Source organism: Frigoribacterium sp. PvP121 (assembly GCF_017833115.1).
GTDB classification, from domain to species: domain Bacteria; phylum Actinomycetota; class Actinomycetes; order Actinomycetales; family Microbacteriaceae; genus Frigoribacterium; species Frigoribacterium endophyticum.
This window is the reverse complement of record NZ_JAFIBR010000001.1, coordinates 318,278-337,212: the sequence shown is the minus strand read 5'-3', so window position 1 is coordinate 337,212 and position 18,935 is coordinate 318,278. Positions and strand designations below refer to the sequence as shown.

Below are 18,935 nucleotides of genomic sequence, written 5' to 3'. Positions count from 1 at the left end.
GCCTGCCCGGGCGACGGGTGACGCCCTGTGCCCCCTTGCGGGGGCACCCGCTCTGGGACGTGCCCCCGAGGCCTGCTCGCCTTAGCGTGGACACCGCTCGGACTCCCGACCCGGGCGACCGTGCCGACGCGATCCCGACCACCCGCGGCGGCTGTACCGAGGAGGTACGTCCCGTGGCTTCCATGACCGAGATCCTGATCCTGCACGGCCTGCTGCCCATGGAGTACCTCGACCGCGTCGGTCGCCGCTCCACCGACGAGGAGGCCTCCATCCGCGAGCTCCTGTCGCAGGGCGTCGTCACCACCTCGCAGGTGGCCCGCGCGCGTGCGCAGGCCGCCGGCATGGACTTCGTCGAGCTGATCGACTACCCCGTCGACCGCGCCGCCGTCACGATGGTGCCCGCCGCCGTCTGTCGCCGCCACAGCGTGCTGCCCATCGGCGTGCGCGACGGCGGCCTCCTGCTCGCGATGGCCGACCCGGGCGACGTCTTCGCCATCGACGACGTGCGCGCCGGCCTCCGCATCGGCGTCGACCCCGTCGTCGCCGAGAAGGGCGACCTGCTCGCCGCGATCGACCGCTACCTCCGCGCCGACGACGAGCTCAACGACCTCACGAGCACGCTCGAGGAGGAGAAGGCGCAGGAGTCGGCGGCCGACATCACCGACGGCCCCGACGACGACGTGCCCATCGTGCGCTTCGTCAACCTGCTCGTGAGCCAGGCGATCACCGACCACGCCTCCGACATCCACATCGAGCCGAGCGAGACCGACGTCCGGATCCGCTACCGCATCGACGGCGTGCTGCACGAGATGCAGCCGGCCCCGAAGGCCATCCAGAACGGCGTCATCTCGCGCCTCAAGATCATGAGCGAGATCGACATCGCCGAGCGCCGCAAGCCGCAGGACGGCCGCATGTCGGTGCGCCACGGCGGTCGGCAGATCGACCTCCGCGTCGCGACGCTGCCCACGGTGTGGGGCGAGAAGGTCGTCATGCGGATCCTCGACAACTCGAACACGTCGATGAGCCTCCGCGACCTCAACCTCCTCGAGCGCAACTTCGACGTCTACGCGGCGTCGTACTCGAAGCCCTACGGCATGATCCTCGTCACGGGCCCCACGGGCTCGGGCAAGTCGACCACGCTCTACACGACGCTCAACGCCGTCGCCCGCCCCGAGATCAACGTCATCACGGTCGAGGACCCGGTCGAGTACCGGATGCGCGGCATCAACCAGGTGCAGGTCAACCCGAAGGCGGGCCTGACCTTCGCGAGCGCGCTGCGCAGCATCCTGCGCTCCGACCCCGACGTCGTCCTGCTCGGCGAGATCCGCGACCACGAGACCGCGCAGATCGCCATCGAGGCGTCGCTGACCGGCCATCTCGTGCTCAGCACGCTGCACACGAACGACGCCCCGAGCGCCATCACGCGCCTCACCGAGATGGGCATCGAGCCCTTCCTCGTCGGCAGCGCCATCGACTGCGTCGTGGCCCAGCGCCTCGCCCGGCGCCTCTGCGACCGCTGCAAGCAGCCCACGAACTACTCGCCGCGGCAGCTCGCCGCGCTGAAGTTCGAGCTGCGCGACGGCGAGGACCCGACGGTGTTCCAGCCCGTCGGCTGCCAGCAGTGCTCCAACACGGGCTACCGCGGGCGCATCGCCCTGCACGAGGTGATGAGCGTCTCGGAGGAGATCGAGCGCCTCGCCGTGACCCGCGCCTCGAGCGCCGAGATCGGCCGCACCGCCCGCGAGCAGGGCATGCTCACGCTCCGCCAGGACGGCTGGGAGAAGGCGAAGCTCGGCCTCACCAGCGTCGAGGAGATCCTGCGGGTGGTCGCGTGACCCGGCCCCGCGCCTCCTCCGCCCCTGCCCCTGCCCCCGCCGGGGCTGCGGCACCTGCACCTGCTCCCGCGACGCGCGTCGTCGCCCCCGAGACCCGATCCGCCACCACCGCCCCGGAGGCCGCCGCATGAGCGTCTACGACATCCCCGACGAGCCCCACGTCGCCGACGGGTGGGCCCCCGGCCGACCCGGCCGCGAGGTCAGCACCGACACGCCCGCGACGTCGTGGGAGCCGCCGGCCCCGGTGACGCTCGTGCCCGCCTCGCCCCCCGTCGACCCGACGAAGCACGTCTACGCGCTCGAGGGCGACCAGGAGGCGGTGCTGGGCTGGACCCCGACGCCCGCGCCCTCGAGCCGGCGGGCCGCGCGCCTCGCCGAGGCCCTCGGCGCGGCGGTCGCGTCCGCCGCGGCCGAGGTCGGCAGCGGACGCGCCCCGTCGTCGCCGGCGGTGGCGGGGCTCACGCGCGCCCCGGCCACGCCGAGCTGGAGCGACCCGCGCTTCGACGCGATCGCGGACATGGCCGACGAGCCCACGGTGTCGGTCGCGCCGGCGTCGGTCGCGCCCGTGGCCGTCGCCCCGGTGGCCGTCGCGGAGCCGGCCGCCGCTCCGGCCGCTGCCCCGGCTCCGGCCCCGGCTCCCGTCGTGCACGCCGCCGCCTCCGCCCCGTCGCCCGTGACCACTCCGGCTGCCCGCCCCGTGCCCCCCGTCGCCGCCGCCGTGGCGCAGCCCCAGCCCCAGCACGCCGCCCCGGTGGCCTCGCCCGCGACTCAGGTCACCGCCGCCCTGCCCGTCGTCTCGGCGACCGACCTCGGCATCGAGCTGCACGAGCACGCCCGCACCACGGCGCACCCGGGCCTCGTCGCCGCCCTGATCGAGGTCGTCCAGCGCGGCGCCTCCGACCTGCACGTGACGGTCGACGCCGCTCCCACGCTGCGCGTGGACGGCGGCCTGCAGCCGACGCACACCTCGCCCGAGCCGTGGGACGCCGAGACGGTCGCCGCGGCCCTCGCGAGCCTGCTGACGCCCGAGCAGCAGGAGCGCTTCGACGACGAGCTCGAGCTCGACTTCGCCTGGTCGCTCTCCGACGACTCGCGCTTCCGCGTGAACTTCTACCAGCAGCGCGGCTCGCTCGGGGCGGCGTTCCGCCTCATCCCGACCGAGATCAAGCCGCTGCACGAGCTGGGGGTGCCCGAGTCGGTGTCGACCTTCGCGAAGCTGCCCCGCGGCCTCGTGCTCGTCACGGGCCCCACGGGCTCCGGCAAGTCGACCACCCTCGCCGCGCTGATCGACCTGGTGAACCGCACCCGGGCCGACCACATCGTCACGGTCGAGGACCCGATCGAGTTCATGCACCAGCACAAGCGCTCGCTGGTGAACCAGCGCGAGGTCGGGCACGACACGCACAGCTTCGCCGCCGCGCTCAAGCACGTGCTGCGCCAGGACCCGGACGTGATCCTGATCGGCGAGCTCCGCGACCTCGAGACCATCTCGGTGGCGCTCACGGCCGCCGAGACCGGCCACCTCGTCTTCGCGACGCTGCACACGCAGAGCGCCGCGCAGACGATCGACCGCGTGATCGACGTCTTCCCGCCGCACCAGCAGGACCAGGTGCGCACCCAGCTGGCCTCGACGCTCCGCGGCGTCGTCTGCCAGACCCTGCTGCCCAAGGCGAGCGGCCGCGGCCGGGTCGTCGCGACGGAGATCATGATGATGACGCCGGCCATCGGCAACCTCGTGCGCGAGGGCAAGACCTACCAGATCGCGTCGTCGATGCAGGCGGGCCGTGACCTCGGCATGCACACCATGGACCAGAAGCTCGCCGACCTCGTCAACACCGGCGTGGTGACGCACAAGGCCGCGATGGAGAAGGTGCACGACCGCGAGGGCTTCGACCGCCTCGTCACGCGCGTCATCAACAAGAGCGAGTCGCAGGGCCTCGACAGCGGCATCGACTTCGGCGACGCCTTCTCGCGGGGCGACGCCTGATGGCCGGCGCGGTCGCCTACGCCTACAAGGGGCGCGACACGGCGGGCAAGGTCGTCAAGGGCAAGGTCGACGCCTCGAGCGAGGGCGCGGTCATCACGCGCCTGCGCACGATGGGCGTGCAGCCGATCTCGATCTCGGAGGCGGCGGCCGGCACCGGCCTGCAGCGCGAGGTGTCGATCCCCGGCCTCGGCGACAAGGCCGTGAAGATGAAGGACATCGCGGTCATGTCGCGCCAGATGGCGACCATGATCGGCTCCGGCCTGTCGCTGCTGCGCACCCTGACCATCCTCGCCGACCAGGTCGAGAGCAAGCGCCTGGCGAAGATCATGGGGGAGGTGCGTGACGACGTCGAGACCGGGGTCTCGTTCTCCGACGCGGTCGGCAAGCACGACAAGGACTTCCCGCCCCTGATGATCAACATGATCAAGGCGGGCGAGGTCGGCGGGTTCCTCGACAAGGCGCTGGAGTCGACGGCCGAGAACTTCGAGAAGGAGGTCGCCCTCCGCGGCACGATCAAGTCGGCGATGACCTACCCGGTCGTCGTGCTCGTGATGTCGCTCGTCGCCGTGGTCGTGATGCTGCTCTTCATCGTGCCGATCTTCCAGGACATGTTCACGAACCTGGGCGGCAAGCTGCCGCTGCCGACGATGATGCTCGTCTACGCGTCGCAGGCGATGCCCTACGTGGTGCCCGTCGCCCTCGTGCTCGGCATCGCGTTCTCGATCTGGTGGCGCACGAACAAGAACAGCGTCAAGGTCCGCTCGCGCCTCGACCCGCTGAAGCTCAAGCTGCCGGTCTTCGGCGTCCTGCTCCGCAAGATCGCGATCGCGCGCTTCGCCCGCAACTTCTCGAACATGATCGGCGCCGGCGTCCCCATCCTCACCGCCCTGCGGATCGTGGGCGAGGTCTCCGGCAACTACGTGCTCGAGGAGGCGCTGGTCGAGGTCGCGGAGTCGGTCCGGCAGGGCGAGTCCATCGCCGCCCCGCTCACCGCCTCCGGCGTCTTCCCGTCGATGGTGACCCAGATGATCGCGGTGGGGGAGGACAGCGGCTCGCTGCAGACCATGCTCGAGAAGGTCGCGGACTTCTACGACCAGGAGGTCAAGTCGACCACCGAGTCGCTCACCGCGCTGATCGAGCCGCTGCTGATCGCCTTCCTCGGCGTCGTGGTCGGCGGCATGATCGTCGCGCTCTACCTGCCGATCTTCCAGATCACCTCGCTGATCAAGTAGCGCTCGGCCCGCCCTGTCCCGGACCCCCTCCGGGCGACACCTGTCGCCCGGAGGGGGTCCTCCGCGCGTGTGCCCCGTACGGGTGTGAACGAGGCGTGACCAGGGGTTCTGTCCCGTTCGGGGGAGCCCCGGACTGGGGCCGTGTCGCAGGGCATAACCCCCCGTCCAAGGGATTCCGGGGGCGGCGGCCCGCTGGCAGCATCGTTCCCGGCGGTGATCAGTGACCGCTGCCGATCACTCCCCCTGCACCCCGTACCCGGAATGGACTCCCTCATGTACTTCGCGCTCATGGGCAAGCTCAACGCTCGCCGCCAGAACCTCGCCGCCGACAAGGACAAGGGCTTCACGCTCATCGAGCTCCTCGTCGTCGTGATCATCATCGGCATCCTCGCCGCCATCGCCATCCCGGTGTACCTCGGCGTGCAGAACAACGCCCGTGACGCCTCCGTGAAGAGCGACCTCTCGAACGCGAAGACCGCGGTCATCGCCTACCAGACCGACACGGGCAGCCTCCCCACCAGCCTCGTGGCGGCTGACCTCCAGAAGTACGGCTACACGCAGAGCACGGACAACACCCTCGTCTTCGCGGGCACGCAGCCCACGGCTGCCGGCACGACCTTCTGCATCCAGGGCACCGGCAAGACCAAGAAGATCTTCAGCATCACCGAGACTGCGGCCGTCGCCGAGAAGTCCTGCTGATCTGACCCCCCCCAAGGTGGCCGGAACCTGACCCAGGTTCCGGCCACCGAGCCCGCTGCCTCGTTCCTCCACCCCTGACCCGACCGGGAGGTGACCCACCATGCTCCAGTTCCTCAGCGACCGGCTGCGGCCCGCCGACCCGGCCGACCGCGACGCCGGCCTCTCGCTCGTCGAGGTGGTCGTCGCCCTCCTGGTCTTCGCGATCATCACCGTCGGCTCCGTCGTGGCCGTGGGCCTGACCCTCTCGATCACCGGCGACAACCGTAGCCGCGAGGTGGCGACGAACCTGGCCTCCGAGGCCGTCGACGTCGCCCGCGGCACCTCCGACGTCATCCAGGTGGCCAGCGGCCAGACGAAGAAGAGCGTCGGCGGAGTCATGTACACCGTCAAGCAGACCGCGTCGTGGCAGACGACCTCCGGCGTCGACGCCACCTGCACCCCGGCTGCCGCGAGCGGCAACGGATCCCTCTTCTACAAGCACGTCCACGTCGAGGTCAAGTGGGAAGGCATGCGCAGCTCCGACTCGCCCGTGCGCAGCGAAACGATCCTCGCCCCCAACAGTCGCCTCAACGACCAGGACACCGGCACGATCCTCGTCGGCGTCAAGGACGCCCAGGGCGCACCCGTCCCCGGCCTCGTCGTCACCGTCGAGCCCGACACGACCACGTCGAGCCCCGGCAAGGCGCTCACCGCTGCGTCGAAGCCCGGCACCACGAACGCTGATGGCTGCGCGGTCGCCATCAAGGTGCTCCCCGGGGCGTACAAGGTCACGATCTCCCGCTCTGACGCCGCTCCCTGGCGGGACGCCGCCCAGGCGGCGGCCCCGGTCAAGACCGGCATCGTCGTCGTCAAGGGCGACTCCGCAGGCGTGTCGTTCACCTACGCCCCGGGCGACGACTACGCCGTCAAGTACGCCTCGAACTACAGCGGTCCCTCCGTCCTCCTTCCCGACGACCTCAAGACGACCGTCCTCGGCGGGCCCGCTCCGACGACGACCACGGGCACGCCGTCCGACGTCTTCCTCTTCCCTCTGGCCACCGGCTACCGCATGGTCGCAGGCGACTACCGACCGACCGGCACGGCGGGCGGCACCTGCCTCTCGCCCGACCCGTCGCTCTGGCCGGCCAACGCCGTGGGCAAGACGGCTCCGGTGCAGCCCTTCGTGGCCGCCTCCGACGGGAAGGCCGCCTACCCGCTGCCCATGGGCGTGGTGACCATCCGCCTGGCCGCCGGCACCGACTCGGTCGTCCGGGCGACGTCGTCCGCTGCCCTCAACGGCGACCCAGGCTGCGCCGTGCCCCAGACCTACAACTTCACGGTGAAGAACAAGACGAACTTAGGCGAGGTCACCCTCGCCCTGCCCTACGGCACCTGGGCCATCTCCTCCGGCGGCAGCACCTCGACCCTCCGTGGCGTGACGCTGAGCGGCCTGATCGGCTCCCTGCTCGGCGCGATCCTCGGCGGTTCCGGCACGTCGTCGAACGTCGTGAGCCTCGACCCGAGGCCTGCCTCGTGACCGCGCTGCGCGCGCTGCTCGCCCGCCGTCGCGACGACGCGGGCGTGAGCCTCGCCGAGCTTCTCGTCGCCATGATGGTCTTCGGCATCGTCATCACGGTGGTGTCGACGACCTTCGTCTCGCTCGCCAAGGCCACCAGCCAGGCCCGCTCGATCGATCTCAACACGCGTGTCGCGTCGACCGGCCTGGCCGACCTCACCCGCACGATCCGTGCCGCCCGCACGATCCCCGCTCCCGGCGGCACCGAGGCGCCGTCCTTCAGCGTGGCCTCGACCGAGGCCCTGACCCTGACCTCGGCGGTCAACACCGCGGACTCCGTCAGCACCGTCCCTCGGAAGGTGTCGTTCACCGTCCGTCCCGACCGCAGCCTCGTCGAGACGACCGTCGTCGGCACCGCCAGCGGGTCCGACTCGTGGGAATTCACGAGAGCCGCGACGACGCGCGTCGTCGGGGGCTCCGTGCTGACGACCGCGGTCTCGGGCACGCCGCTCTTCAGCTACGTCGACTTCAGCGGCAAGCAGCTGCTGCCCGACGCCTCCGGCGCCCTCTCCTCGACCCAGATGTCGACGATCGCCTCGGTGCGCATCAGCCTGTCCGTCGACCGGACCGGCGCCAAGACCGCCCAGACGGTCACCCTCCAGAACAGCGTCTCGCTCTCGAACCTCCTCGGAGGGGCCGTCTCGTGATCCGACTCCGCCGCGCGCTCCGCCTCGACCGTCTCCGCGACGACCGCGGGATGGCCATGGCCATCACCCTGATCTTCGGCATGGTGCTCATCATCATGGCGGCCACCGCCTTGACGGTCGCGACCAGCGGCCTGAAGAAGGCCGACCGCGACCAGGACTGGAACGCCGCCCTCTCCGCCGCCTACGCGGGCGTGGAGGAGTATCAGGCGCGCCTCGCCAACGACAACAGCTACCAGCAGTTCGGCAACCCGGCCGCGCCCTTCAGCAAGCTCACCGCGAGCCCCGTGAGCCTGCCCACCGGTTCGCAGGTCAACCCCGCGTTCGGCACGGGAGCCGCCGGCAGCTGGGCCACGGTGCCCTTCAGCGCGGGCCGGGCGTCGTTCCGCTACGAGGTCGACAACTCGAAGTTCGCCTCGGCGGGCGCGCTCCGCGTGCGGGCGACCGGGAAGGTCGGCAGCGAGACCCGATCGGTGATCGCGGAGCTCCGTCAGAAGGGCTTCATCGACTACCTCTACTTCACGGACATCGAGTCGCAGGACCCGACGCTCACGGGCAAGACGAGCGCCGACTGCAAACGTCACGCGTGGGAGGGCCGCACCCAGAGCGACGCCTGCGGTGAGATCGCCTTCAGCGGCGGCGACGTCATCGCCGGTCCGGCGCACTCGAACGACACGATGCGCGTCTGCTCGGCCACCTTCGAGCAGGGCGTCACGACGGCGAGCCCGACCACGGGCCGCTCGTACGCCCAGGTCGATTCGAACGGCTACGCGTGCTCGGGCCAGCGGTTCCTCAAGGAGCGGGCCCCCGGTGCTGGGCCCGACCAGGTGGCGAGCGTCCTGATGCCCGACACCCTGGGCGACAAGATCCGCGAGATGCGCACCGACATCCCCGGCGAGGTCGCTCGCCCCGGCTGCCTGTACACCGGGCCGACCGACATCGTCTTCACCGCCGACGGCAAGATGACGGTGAAGTCCCCGTACACGAAGAAGACCCGCATCTCGAACGCCGCCGCGACCGAGGGCACGACCGACGCCGACTGCGGGCTGCCCGGCACGGCCGACGGCCAGCTCGGCTCCGCCAAGGGCGCGACGATCCCCGTGCCCGCGAACAACATCGTCTACGTGCAGAACATCCCCGTACTCGTCGCCGGCGCCGGCGCCGGGAAGCAGAACGTCAACGCCGCCGCGTCCGTCGGCGACCTCACCGAGACGTCGTGCGGCAACAACCACGTCGGCTACCCCCGGGCAGGCGAGTCCGTCCCGACCTCGTCAACCACCGGCGGCCCCGGCACCGGGGCCTGCGCCTACGGCGCCCGCAGCGGCGACGTCTTCGTCAAGGGCACCTTCCAGGGTCAGCTGACGGTGGCCGCCCAGAACTACCTCTACGTCACCGGTGACGTCGTGTACTCGCAGACGAACGCGAGCACGAACGTCCTCGGCCTGGCGTCCGACGGCGTCGCGTGGGTCTGGAACCCCGTGTCGGCCGCCACCGGTGCCTCGCTGCTCGGCGACTCGGATCGCGAGATCGACGCCGCGATCATCTCGGTCAACCACTCCTTCCTCGTGCAGAACTACGGGCGGGGCGGCGACCGGGGCACGCTCACGGTGAAGGGCTCGATCGCGCAGGCCTTCCGTGGCGTCGTGCGCAACGGCTCGAACGGCTACATCAAGGCCTACGCGTACGACACCCGCCTGCGCTACCTCGCGCCGCCGAAGTTCCTCAGCCCGGTGACCACGTCGTACGGCATCACCACGCAGACCGAGGTCCTGCCCGCCTACCGCTCGACGGGAGCCGCCTCGTGACCGCCGCCGCCCCCTGGCTCGTCGCCGTGTTCGTCGCCGGCGGCCTCGGCCTCCTCATCGGCTCGTTCCTCAACGTCGTCGTGCACCGCGTGCCGGCCGGCGTCTCGATCGCACGCCCGGCCAGCGCCTGCCCGTCGTGCAGCTCGCCGATCCGCCGTCGTGACAACGTGCCCGTCGTCAGCTGGCTCGCCCTCCGCGGGCGCTGCCGCGACTGCTCGGCCGCGATCTCGGCCCGCTACCCGATCGTCGAGCTCGCCACGGGCGTCTTCTTCCTCGTCGTCGCGGCGCGGCTCTGGCCGCTCACCGACGTGCCGACGGAGGTCCTGCCGCTGCTGTCGCGCCTCCTCGCGCTGCTCGCCTTCCTCTGGCTGGCCGGCGCGAGCGTCGCGCTCGCGGTCATCGACGTCGAGCACCACCGCCTGCCCGACGCGATCGTCCTGCCGAGCTACGCGGTCGGCGGCGTCCTCCTCGCCGCCTCGAGCGCGCTGGTCGGCGACTGGGCGGCGCTCCTCCGTGCCGGCGTCGGCCTCGCCGCGATGTTCCTCTTCTACCTGGCCCTCGGCCTCGGCTGGAAGGGCGGCATGGCCCTCGGCGACATCAAGCTCGCCGGCGTGCTCGGCCTCTACCTGGGCTGGCTCGGCTGGGCCGAGCTCGCCGTCGGGTCGTTCGCGGCCTTCCTGCTCGGGGGCGTCTTCTCGGTCGTCCTGCTGGCCACCCGCCGGGTGCAGCGCAGCGGCGGCATCCCCTTCGGACCCTGGATGCTCGCGGGCGCCTGGGTCGGCGTCTTCGCCGGCGGCATCGTCGCCACCGGCTACCTCACCCTCCTCGGCCTGGCATGACCAGGCGACCTGACAGAGAGCAGCACTGATGGGCAAGAACATCGTGGGCATCGACATCGGCAGCAGATCCCTGCGCGCCGTCGAGGTCGCCGACGCCGACAAGGCGAAGCCGACCGTGGTCCGCTTCGCCGAGGTCGAGCTGCCCGAGGGCGCGGCGAGCCGCGGCGAGGTGCTCGAGCCGCAGACGGTCGCCGCGTCGCTCAAGCAGCTCTGGTCGGCCGGCGGCTTCAAGAGCAAGCGGGTCGTGCTCGGCATGGGCAACCAGCGCGTGCTGGCGCGCGACCTCACCGTCGCGAAGATGTCGCCGCAGCGGATCAAGGAGGCGCTGCCCTTCCAGGTGCAGGACATGCTGCCGGTCCCGGTGGCCGACGCGCTCCTCGACTTCTACCCGTACAGCGAGGGAGTGGGCGACAACGGGCCGGTCGTCAACGGGCTGCTGATCGCCGCCGTCAAGGACGCCGTGCTCGGCAACGTCCGTGCCAGCAAGCTCGCGGGCCTGACCACGCTGGGCGTCGACCTCATCCCGTTCGCGACGGTGCGCCTCCTCGTGAACCGCCCCCGGGTGGTCGGCACGGTGGCGGTCGTCGAGATCGGGCACAACACGACCTCGGTCGTCATGGTGACCGACGGCGTGCCGCAGTTCGTCCGCATCATCCCCTCGGGCGGCGACGACATCACGCAGGCCGTGGCCGCCGCGCTCGAGACGGGCCCGGCCGCGGCCGAGCAGCTCAAGCACGCCCGCGGCCTCTCGACCGTCGTCACCACCCCGCAGGAGCAGGCGGCGTCGTCGGCCATCTTCGAGTCGACCAACGACCTGCTCGGCAGCCTGCGCAACACCGTCCAGTACTTCGTCAACACGCGGCCCGCCAACCCCGTCGCGGGCATCCTGCTCGCCGGGGGAGGCTCGGCCATGCCGGGCTTCTCCGACGCCCTGTCGGAGGTCACGCGCCTCCCCGTCGCCCTCGGCGACCCCCTCGCGACGGTCGCCGTCGCCAAGACCGTCGACGAGCAGGCCCTCCGGGCCCGCCCCTCCGACCTGACCGTGGCCCTGGGCCTCGCCCTCGGGAGCGCCGCATGAGATCGTCCAAGAGAGACGCCGCCATCACCGTGGGAGGCGCCCCCCGCGTCGACCTGCTGCCCCCGGAGGTGCGGGCCGAGCGTCGCGCCGCCTCGACCACCCGCCGCACCTGGCTCGGCGTCGTCGTGCTCGTGGCCGCGACCGTCGTCGCCTCGGGAGCCGCCACCCTCGGCTCGCTCTCCGCGGCCGACGACCTCACCGTGGTCCAGAGCGAGACGAGCACGCTGCTCGCGCAGCAGGCGAAGTTCTCCGAGGTGCGCGACACGCAGTCGCAGGTCGACCTGATCGAGTCGGGCCAGGCCGTCGGCGGCTCCACCGACATCGACTGGGCGACCTACCTGCGCTCGGTGCAGGGCACCCTGCCCGTCGGCGTCACCGTGACGAGCGTCTCGCTCGACCAGGCCTCGCCGCTCGAGTCGTACGCTCAGGGCACGTCCCCGCTCGAGGGCTCGCGCGTCGCGACCGTGGTCTTCACGGCGACCAGCCCCACCCTGCCCGCCGTGCCGGTCTGGCTCGACGGCCTCGCGACCCTGCCCGGCTTCGCCGACGCGACCCCCGGGTCGGTCGCCTTCTCCGACGGCGTCTACGAGGCGACCGTCACCATGCACATCACCGCCGACGCCTTCTCGGGCCGGTTCGACGAGAAGGACGACTGACGTGGACCGCAACCGACTCATGATGTTCGCCGCGATGGGCACCGCCGTCGTGGTGCTCGCCCTCGGCTTCCTGCTCGGCGTCCAGCCGCAGCTCTCGGCGGCCACCGCGTCGCGCGAGCAGATCACGACGGTGACGACGCAGAACGAGCAGATCCGGGCGGCGATCGCCCAGCTGCAGGCCGACAACGACGCCCTGCCCGCGCTGCGGTCCGAGCTCGGCACGCTGCAGACGGCGATCCCGTCGACGGCGTCGCTCTCGACGTTCATCAGCGAGGTCAGCCGGCTCTCCGACGAGACCAGCACGACCGTGGTCGACATCACGACGACCGAGGCCGAGGCGTACGCCCCCGTGGCGGCCGCCGCCCCGGCCGACGCCGCGGCGACCACGGACGCCTCGGCCGAGTCGACCGACGCCGCCACGGCCGCTCCGGCCGCGGAGCCCGTCGCCCCCGCGGCGCCCGACCTCGTGAGCGACCCGGCCATCACCGCGGCGAACTTCTCCGTCGTGCCGGTCTCGATCACGGTCGAGGGCTCGTACTCCGACGCCCTCGACTTCGTCGCGGCCCTCCAGGGCGGCAGCCGGCTGTTCGCCCTCGAGACCTTCGGCAGCTCCGGCAGCGAGGAGGCCGGCAGCGAGGGCGCCGCCCCCGACAGCTGGACGGTCTCGGGCAACGTCTACGTGCTGCTCGACGCGGCCTCGACCCCGACCGACGCCACCACGACGCCGACCGCGCAGGCCGAGGGCGACGCCGACGACAGCACGGCCGCGGGGGAGTAGCCCTCCTCCTGCACGACCCTCGAGTGGTCACGACGTGCCCTCCCGCCCCGGCGGAGGAGCACGTCGTGACCACTCGTTCGTCGTCCGGGCGACCGTCGTGTCCGGGGGCCGATCGGCCCCGTCGGCGACGACGACCGCGACCCCGTGTCCCCCGCCACCGGCCCGACCGCCCGGTCCCCGTGTACCCCGGGTGAGGGCGACCACGCCCCCCGGGCGGGGGGAACCACCCGCCGCCCACATCGACCTCCCGGGCCCGAGCCCGTAGTCTCCAGGAGAGCCGCCCGACCATCCCGACCGGGCGTGCCCGCGACCTGCCCCTCGTGGCCACCCACCACGACGACGCCGAGCCCACCCAGCTCGACGTCCCGGGCGCCCCGAACGCCCGTGGTCGCGAACCACTCCGCACGAAAGTCGCACACCCGAATGTCGATCTCCTCGTCGGCGCGCCCTGACGCGCGCCCCGCCCTGCCCTCCTCCGCCCGTGACGACAGCGGGAGGCGCGGGCTCCGCGGCCGCACCCGCCTGGCCGCGGTCGCCGTCCCGGCCCTGCTCGCCGCCTCCGTCGTGCTCCTCCCCGCGCCCTCGGCCTTCGCCGCCACCGCGCCGGCCACGCTGTCGTGCACGACGTCCGAGGACGTCCCCGGCCGCGCCGACGGCCTCGACTACCCCAAGGGCGTCGCGGTCGACACGGCCCGCGACAGCATCTGGGTGCTCGACTCGGCCACCGGCGTGCTGCACCAGCGCGCGGCCGACGGCACCTACACCGACGCTGCCGCGCCCGGCGCCGACCTGGGCCCCGTGGGCCAGGCCTTCGGCCTCGCGTTCGACGGCAGCGCCGCCGGCGCCGACAGCCTCGTCGTCGCCGACACCGAGGCCGACCGCGTGCTGCGCTACCAGCCCGACACCCAGGTCTGGACGGCCCTGCCCGCCTACGCCGGCTTCGACCGCGTGACCAGCGTCGCGGTCGCCGCCGACGGCACCGTCTACGCCACGACCGGCTACACCGACCAGGTCGTCGCGCTCGCCCCCGGCGAGACCACGTGGGCCGTCGTGCTGCCCGCCCGCGACCCGCAGACCACCGACGGCACGATCGGCGTCGCCGTCGGCGCCGACGGCCTCGTCTACGTCATCGACCGCCCCGCCGACGAGGTGCGCGTGGTCGCCGCCGACGGCACGGTGTCGACCATCGCCGTGCCCTTCCGCCTCGACGAGTCCGCGGGCATCGCCGTCGACGCCGCCGGTCGCCTCTACGTGACCGACGAGGCCCGCGACGTCCTCCTCGTCCGCGAGGGCGGCACCTGGACCACCGTGGGCGCCGGCGGGGCCGACGCCTGCACCTTCTCGAACCCGTGGGGCGTCGCGGTCGACGGCGACACCGTCGTCGTGGCCGACAGCGACACCGACCGCCTGCAGTTCCTCACCGTCACCGCGGCGGCCGTCGTCCCGACCACGCCGACGACGCCCACCACCCCGACGACGCCCACCACGCCGACGACCCCGACGACCCCGGTAGCCGTGACGCCGGCCGTGCCGACCACCCCGTCCACGCCCGTCGCGGCCGCCCCCGCGGCGACCACGCCGGCCGCCGGCGCGCCGACGCGCCTCACCCCGACGGCCACCCGCGCCGCCGCGGACCCGGCCTCCGGCGAGCTCGCCTTCACGGGCTCCGACACGACGACGCCGCTCGGCATCGCCGCCGTCCTGGTCGGCCTGGGCCTCGCCCTGACCGCCGTGGCCGCCGGTCGCGCCGGCCGGGCACGTCGCCGCGCCTGACGCAGCGCGCCGCGCCGCTCGACGGGACCGCCCCGCCGCCCTCCCCGGAGGCGCGGCGGGGCGGTCCCGTCGTCCGTCCCGGGCCCTGTCTGTCGGAGGCGCGGCGTACGCTCGCGGGATGACCAGGGCCGTGTACGCACTCATGGGCACGGTGCTCTACGCCGCGCTCCTCATCGCGACGGCCGGCTTCGAGAGCCTGCTCCTCGACCGTGACGTCATCAGCGAGCCCGACGCCGGCACGCTCCTCGGCCCCGCCATGGCGGCCGCGGCGCTGCTCGTCGTGCTGCTGGCGCTGATGCGCTCGGCCGCGGTCGCCGACCGGGCCGAGGGCAGGGCGCCGGAGTCGCGGGGCACCTTCCCCGCCCAGCCGGCCGACGCTGCCGGCCCGGGCCGTCCGGCCCCGACGGGCACCGCCGACGGCCCCGGCGCGGGCGCGCCCCGCACCCCGGCCCCGCGCCTCCTGCCCCCGGCCCTCGTCACCGCCCTCCTCGTCTGGGCCGCCATGCTGGTCGTGGGCTCGGTCGGCTACGCGCTGGTCCGCGACGACGGCGCCTCGGCCGTCCTGTTCGCGGGCCGGTACGTCCTGTCGCCGTTCCTGCTCGGCAGCGCCCTGTGGGCCGGGCTCGTCGTGCTCGGCGTGGCGGCCGCCTCACGGGTCGACCCGTCCCGGGGCAGCCCACGATCATTTGATTAAGCCCCTACCGGAAGCTATGCTCTATCGGGTGTGCGCTCAACGGCGCGCCTGAAAAATCCGCACCACGACGGGGTCCGCCCGGTCGTGGGGGTCGGATGCACCGTCTCTCGTGGTGGCCTCTGGGCCGTCCACGACGACCAGCGGCCTCGTCTCTCGAGCAGCGCCGCGGTCGGGCTCAGCGCTGGCGAGCACCCCCGGGTGCCGCTCCGGCGTGAGGCACGACGAGGATGCCGACCGTCCGGTCGGACAGAGCAGAGCCCTGCACGAGCAGAGCGCAACTTAGGAGAACCAGTGCCAACCATCCAGCAGCTGGTCCGCAAGGGTCGTACGCCGAAGGTCGTCAAGACCAAGGCCCCCGCCCTGCGGTCCAACCCCCAGCAGCGTGGCGTGTGCACCCGTGTGTACACCACCACCCCCAAGAAGCCGAACTCCGCGCTCCGCAAGGTCGCCCGCGTGAAGCTGTCCAACGGCACCGAGGTCACCGCCTACATCCCCGGCGAGGGCCACAACCTGCAGGAGCACTCGATGGTGCTCGTCCGCGGCGGTCGCGTGAAGGACCTCCCCGGCGTGCGCTACAAGATCGTTCGTGGCGCCCTCGACACCCAGGCCGTGAAGAACCGCAAGCAGGCTCGTAGCCTCTACGGTGCGAAGAAGGACAAGAAGTAATGCCTCGTAAAGGACCCGCGCCCAAGCGCCCTGTCGTCGCCGACCCCGTTTACGGGGCGCCGATCGTCAGCCAGCTCGTCAACAAGATCCTCCTCGACGGCAAGAAGGGCCTCGCCGAGCGCATCGTCTACGGTGCCCTCGCCGGCGTCGCCGCGAAGAACGACCAGGACGCCGTCGCCACGCTGAAGAAGGCGCTCGACAACGTGCGCCCGACCCTCGAGGTGCGTTCGCGCCGCGTCGGCGGCTCGACCTACCAGGTCCCCGTCGAGGTCAAGCCGCACCGCGCCAACACCCTGGCGCTCCGCTGGCTGACCTCGTACGCCAAGGCTCGTCGTGAGAAGACCATGACCGAGCGCCTGATGAACGAGATCCTCGACGCCTCCAACGGCCTCGGCGCCGCTGTCAAGCGCCGCGAGGACACGCACAAGATGGCCGAGGCCAACAAGGCCTTCGCGCACTACCGCTGGTAACCAGTCGATGAGGTGCGGTGCGGGCACTCCCCGCACCGCGCCTCCCCGGCTCCCACAACTCCCCACCTACCCCTTCGGAGGAACCCGTGGCACAGGACGTGCTCACCGACCTGAACAAGGTCCGCAACATCGGCATCATGGCTCACATCGATGCTGGCAAGACGACGACCACCGAGCGCATCCTGTACTACACGGGCATCACCCACAAGATCGGTGAGGTCCACGACGGTGCGGCCACGATGGACTGGATGGCGCAGGAGCAGGAGCGCGGCATCACCATCACGTCGGCGGCCACGACGTGCTTCTGGAACAAGAACCAGATCAACATCATCGACACCCCCGGCCACGTCGACTTCACCGTCGAGGTCGAGCGTTCGCTCCGCGTCCTCGACGGCGCCGTCGCCGTCTTCGACGGCAAGGAGGGCGTCGAGCCCCAGTCGGAGACCGTCTGGCGTCAGGCCGACAAGTACGACGTGCCCCGCATCTGCTTCGTCAACAAGATGGACAAGCTCGGCGCCGACTTCTACTTCACGGTCGACACCATCGTCAACCGCCTGGGCGCCGAGCCCCTGGTCATGCAGCTGCCGATCGGTGCCGAGAGCTCGTTCGAGGGCGTCATCGACCTCGTCGAGATGCGTGCGCTGACGTGGCGCGGCGACGCCAAGGGCGACGTCGAGCTGGGTGCCAAGTACGACATCGAGGAGATCCCGGCCGACCTGGCCGACCGCGCTGCCGAGTACCGCGAGAAGCTCATCGAGCGCGTGGCCGAGGCGGAGGACGCTCTCATGGAGCGCTACCTCGAGGGCGACACCGACTTCACCGTCGCCGAGATCAAGGCCGCCGTCCGCAAGCTGACGGTCAACAGCGAGGTCTACCCGATCTTCTGTGGCTCGGCCTTCAAGAACCGCGGCGTGCAGCCGATGCTCGACGCGGTCATCGACTACCTCCCCTCGCCCCTCGACGTGCCCCCCATGGAGGGCCACGACGTGCGTGACGCCGAGAAGGTCATCATCCGCAAGCCGGAGTCGACGGAGCCCTTCTCGGCCCTCGCCTTCAAGGTCGCGGTGCACCCCTTCTTCGGTCGCCTCACCTACGTCCGCGTCTACTCGGGCTCCATCGAGTCGGGCGCCCAGGTCGTCAACTCCACGAAGGACAAGAAGGAGCGCATCGGCAAGATCTTCCAGATGCACTCCAACAAGGAGAACCCGGTCGACAGCGTGACCGCCGGCCACATCTACGCGGTCATCGGCCTGAAGTTCACGACCACCGGCGACACCCTGTGCGACCCGCAGGACCAGGTCGTCCTCGAGTCGATGACCTTCCCCGAGCCCGTCATCGAGGTCGCCATCGAGCCGAAGACGAAGGCCGACCAGGAGAAGCTCTCGCTGGCCATCCAGAAGCTCGCCGAAGAAGACCCGACGTTCCGCGTCGAGCTCAACGCCGAGACGGGCCAGACGGTCATCAAGGGCATGGGCGAGCTCCACCTCGACATCCTCGTCGACCGCATGAAGCGCGAGTTCAACGTCGAGGCCAACGTCGGCAAGCCCCAGGTCGCGTACCGCGAGACCCTCAAGAAGGGCATCGAGCGCTACGACTACACCCACAAGAAGCAGACGGGTGGCTCGGGCCAGTTCGCCAAGGTCCAGATCGCGCTGGAGCCCTTCGAGGTCACGGCCGAGTCGACCTACGAGTTCGTCAACAAGGTCACGGGTGGCCGCGTGCCGCGCGAGTACATCCCGTCGGTCGACGCGGGCATCCAGGACGCCATGCAGGTCGGAGTCCTCGCGGGCTACCCGACGGTGGGCGTCCGGGCCCTGCTCCTCGACGGTGCGGCGCACGACGTCGACTCGTCCGAGATGGCCTTCAAGATCGCTGGGTCGATCGCCTACAAAGAGGCGGCTCGCAAGGCCCAGCCCGTTCTCCTCGAGCCGCTCATGGCGGTCGAGGTGCGTACGCCCGAGGAGTACATGGGCGACGTCATCGGCGACCTCAGCTCGCGTCGCGGGCAGATCTCGTCGATGGAAGACGCCAGTGGTGTGAAGGTCGTTCGGGCCAGCGTGCCGCTGTCGGAGATGTTCGGCTACGTCGGAGACCTGCGGTCGAAGACCTCGGGTCGTGCCGTCTACTCGATGACGTTCGAGTCGTACCAGGAAGTCCCCTCGGCCGTGGCCGAGGAGATCATCCAGAAGAACAAGGGCGAATAGTCCCGAATCTCGCGGCCGTT

The 18,935-nt window shown here is 71.6% G+C and carries 16 protein-coding genes; all 16 read left to right on the top strand.

The annotated features are described in order from the left end of the window. Window positions 1-173 precede the first annotated feature (173 nt). Entirely contained in the window at window positions 174-1,835 is a 1,662-nt protein-coding gene (locus JOE43_RS01595; protein ID WP_167260414.1) for a GspE/PulE family protein, read from the top strand. 127 nt (window positions 1,836-1,962) lie between these two features. Further along, complete coding sequence (locus JOE43_RS15805; RefSeq protein WP_280921560.1) at window positions 1,963-3,822, top strand: type IV pilus twitching motility protein PilT; 1,860 nt, start codon at window positions 1,963-1,965, stop codon at window positions 3,820-3,822. Beyond that, the gene (locus JOE43_RS01585) at window positions 3,822-5,054 is read left to right on the top strand and encodes a type II secretion system F family protein (protein ID WP_209514117.1); all 1,233 of its coding nucleotides are present in this window, start codon (window positions 3,822-3,824) and stop codon (window positions 5,052-5,054) included. The genes JOE43_RS15805 and JOE43_RS01585 overlap by 1 nt, the downstream gene beginning before the upstream one ends. 261 nt (window positions 5,055-5,315) lie before the next feature. After that, a complete protein-coding gene (locus JOE43_RS16060) occupies window positions 5,316-5,753 on the top strand; it encodes a prepilin-type N-terminal cleavage/methylation domain-containing protein (protein WP_354555175.1) in 438 nt (145 codons plus the stop codon). A gap of 100 nt (window positions 5,754-5,853) precedes the next feature. Beyond that, complete coding sequence (locus JOE43_RS01575; RefSeq protein ID WP_209514115.1) at window positions 5,854-7,269, top strand: carboxypeptidase-like regulatory domain-containing protein; 1,416 nt, start codon at window positions 5,854-5,856, stop codon at window positions 7,267-7,269. Beyond that, window positions 7,266-7,955, top strand: coding sequence for a type II secretion system protein J (locus tag JOE43_RS01570; protein ID WP_209514113.1), 690 nt, complete (start codon window positions 7,266-7,268; stop codon window positions 7,953-7,955). Before JOE43_RS01575 ends, JOE43_RS01570 begins: the two co-directional genes overlap by 4 nt. Next, window positions 7,952-9,757, top strand: a complete 1,806-nt coding sequence (locus JOE43_RS01565; RefSeq protein ID WP_209514111.1) for a hypothetical protein — start codon at window positions 7,952-7,954, stop codon at window positions 9,755-9,757. The genes JOE43_RS01570 and JOE43_RS01565 overlap by 4 nt, the downstream gene beginning before the upstream one ends. Then, complete coding sequence (locus JOE43_RS01560; protein WP_209514109.1) at window positions 9,754-10,596, top strand: A24 family peptidase; 843 nt, start codon at window positions 9,754-9,756, stop codon at window positions 10,594-10,596. The genes JOE43_RS01565 and JOE43_RS01560 overlap by 4 nt, the downstream gene beginning before the upstream one ends. 28 nt (window positions 10,597-10,624) lie before the next feature. Continuing rightward, entirely contained in the window at window positions 10,625-11,674 is a 1,050-nt protein-coding gene (gene pilM, locus JOE43_RS01555) for a type IV pilus assembly protein PilM (RefSeq protein WP_209514108.1), read from the top strand. Next, window positions 11,671-12,330 carry a hypothetical protein gene (locus JOE43_RS01550; RefSeq protein ID WP_156370125.1) on the top strand — a complete coding sequence of 220 codons (660 nt, stop codon included), beginning with the start codon at window positions 11,671-11,673 and terminating at the stop codon, window positions 12,328-12,330. The genes pilM and JOE43_RS01550 overlap by 4 nt, the downstream gene beginning before the upstream one ends. A 1-nt stretch (window position 12,331) precedes the next feature. Continuing rightward, window positions 12,332-13,108 carry a hypothetical protein gene (locus tag JOE43_RS01545; RefSeq protein ID WP_209514106.1) on the top strand — a complete coding sequence of 259 codons (777 nt, stop codon included), beginning with the start codon at window positions 12,332-12,334 and terminating at the stop codon, window positions 13,106-13,108. Between the two features lie 423 nt (window positions 13,109-13,531). Next, window positions 13,532-14,881, top strand: a complete 1,350-nt coding sequence (locus tag JOE43_RS01540) for an NHL repeat-containing protein (RefSeq protein WP_209514104.1) — start codon at window positions 13,532-13,534, stop codon at window positions 14,879-14,881. Window positions 14,882-14,999: 118 nt separating this feature from the next. Continuing rightward, the gene (locus tag JOE43_RS01535; protein ID WP_209514102.1) at window positions 15,000-15,575 is read left to right on the top strand and encodes a DUF6121 family protein; all 576 of its coding nucleotides are present in this window, start codon (window positions 15,000-15,002) and stop codon (window positions 15,573-15,575) included. A 291-nt stretch (window positions 15,576-15,866) separates the two neighbouring features. Further along, window positions 15,867-16,241, top strand: coding sequence for a 30S ribosomal protein S12 (gene rpsL, locus JOE43_RS01530; protein ID WP_043593380.1), 375 nt, complete (start codon window positions 15,867-15,869; stop codon window positions 16,239-16,241). Then, window positions 16,241-16,711, top strand: a complete 471-nt coding sequence (gene rpsG, locus JOE43_RS01525; protein ID WP_056057412.1) for a 30S ribosomal protein S7 — start codon at window positions 16,241-16,243, stop codon at window positions 16,709-16,711. Before rpsL ends, rpsG begins: the two co-directional genes overlap by 1 nt. Before the next feature lie 86 nt (window positions 16,712-16,797). Further along, the gene (gene fusA, locus JOE43_RS01520; protein WP_056057409.1) at window positions 16,798-18,915 is read left to right on the top strand and encodes an elongation factor G; all 2,118 of its coding nucleotides are present in this window, start codon (window positions 16,798-16,800) and stop codon (window positions 18,913-18,915) included. The last annotated feature ends 20 nt before the right edge of the window (window positions 18,916-18,935 follow it).

Bases quoted from the DNA above. Each gene is read 5' to 3' on its own strand.
- JOE43_RS15805 (WP_280921560.1), top strand. From the start codon at position 1,963: ATGAGCGTCTACGACATCCCCGACGAGCCCCACGTCGCCGACGGGTGG.
- rpsG (WP_056057412.1), top strand. From the start codon at position 16,241: ATGCCTCGTAAAGGACCCGCGCCCAAGCGCCCTGTCGTCGCCGACCCC.
- JOE43_RS01540 (WP_209514104.1), top strand. From the start codon at position 13,532: ATGTCGATCTCCTCGTCGGCGCGCCCTGACGCGCGCCCCGCCCTGCCC.
- JOE43_RS01550 (WP_156370125.1), top strand. From the start codon at position 11,671: ATGAGATCGTCCAAGAGAGACGCCGCCATCACCGTGGGAGGCGCCCCC.
- pilM (WP_209514108.1), top strand. From the start codon at position 10,625: ATGGGCAAGAACATCGTGGGCATCGACATCGGCAGCAGATCCCTGCGC.
- JOE43_RS01535 (WP_209514102.1), top strand. From the start codon at position 15,000: ATGACCAGGGCCGTGTACGCACTCATGGGCACGGTGCTCTACGCCGCG.
- JOE43_RS01585 (WP_209514117.1), top strand. From the start codon at position 3,822: ATGGCCGGCGCGGTCGCCTACGCCTACAAGGGGCGCGACACGGCGGGC.
- JOE43_RS01575 (WP_209514115.1), top strand. From the start codon at position 5,854: ATGCTCCAGTTCCTCAGCGACCGGCTGCGGCCCGCCGACCCGGCCGAC.
- JOE43_RS16060 (WP_354555175.1), top strand. From the start codon at position 5,316: ATGGACTCCCTCATGTACTTCGCGCTCATGGGCAAGCTCAACGCTCGC.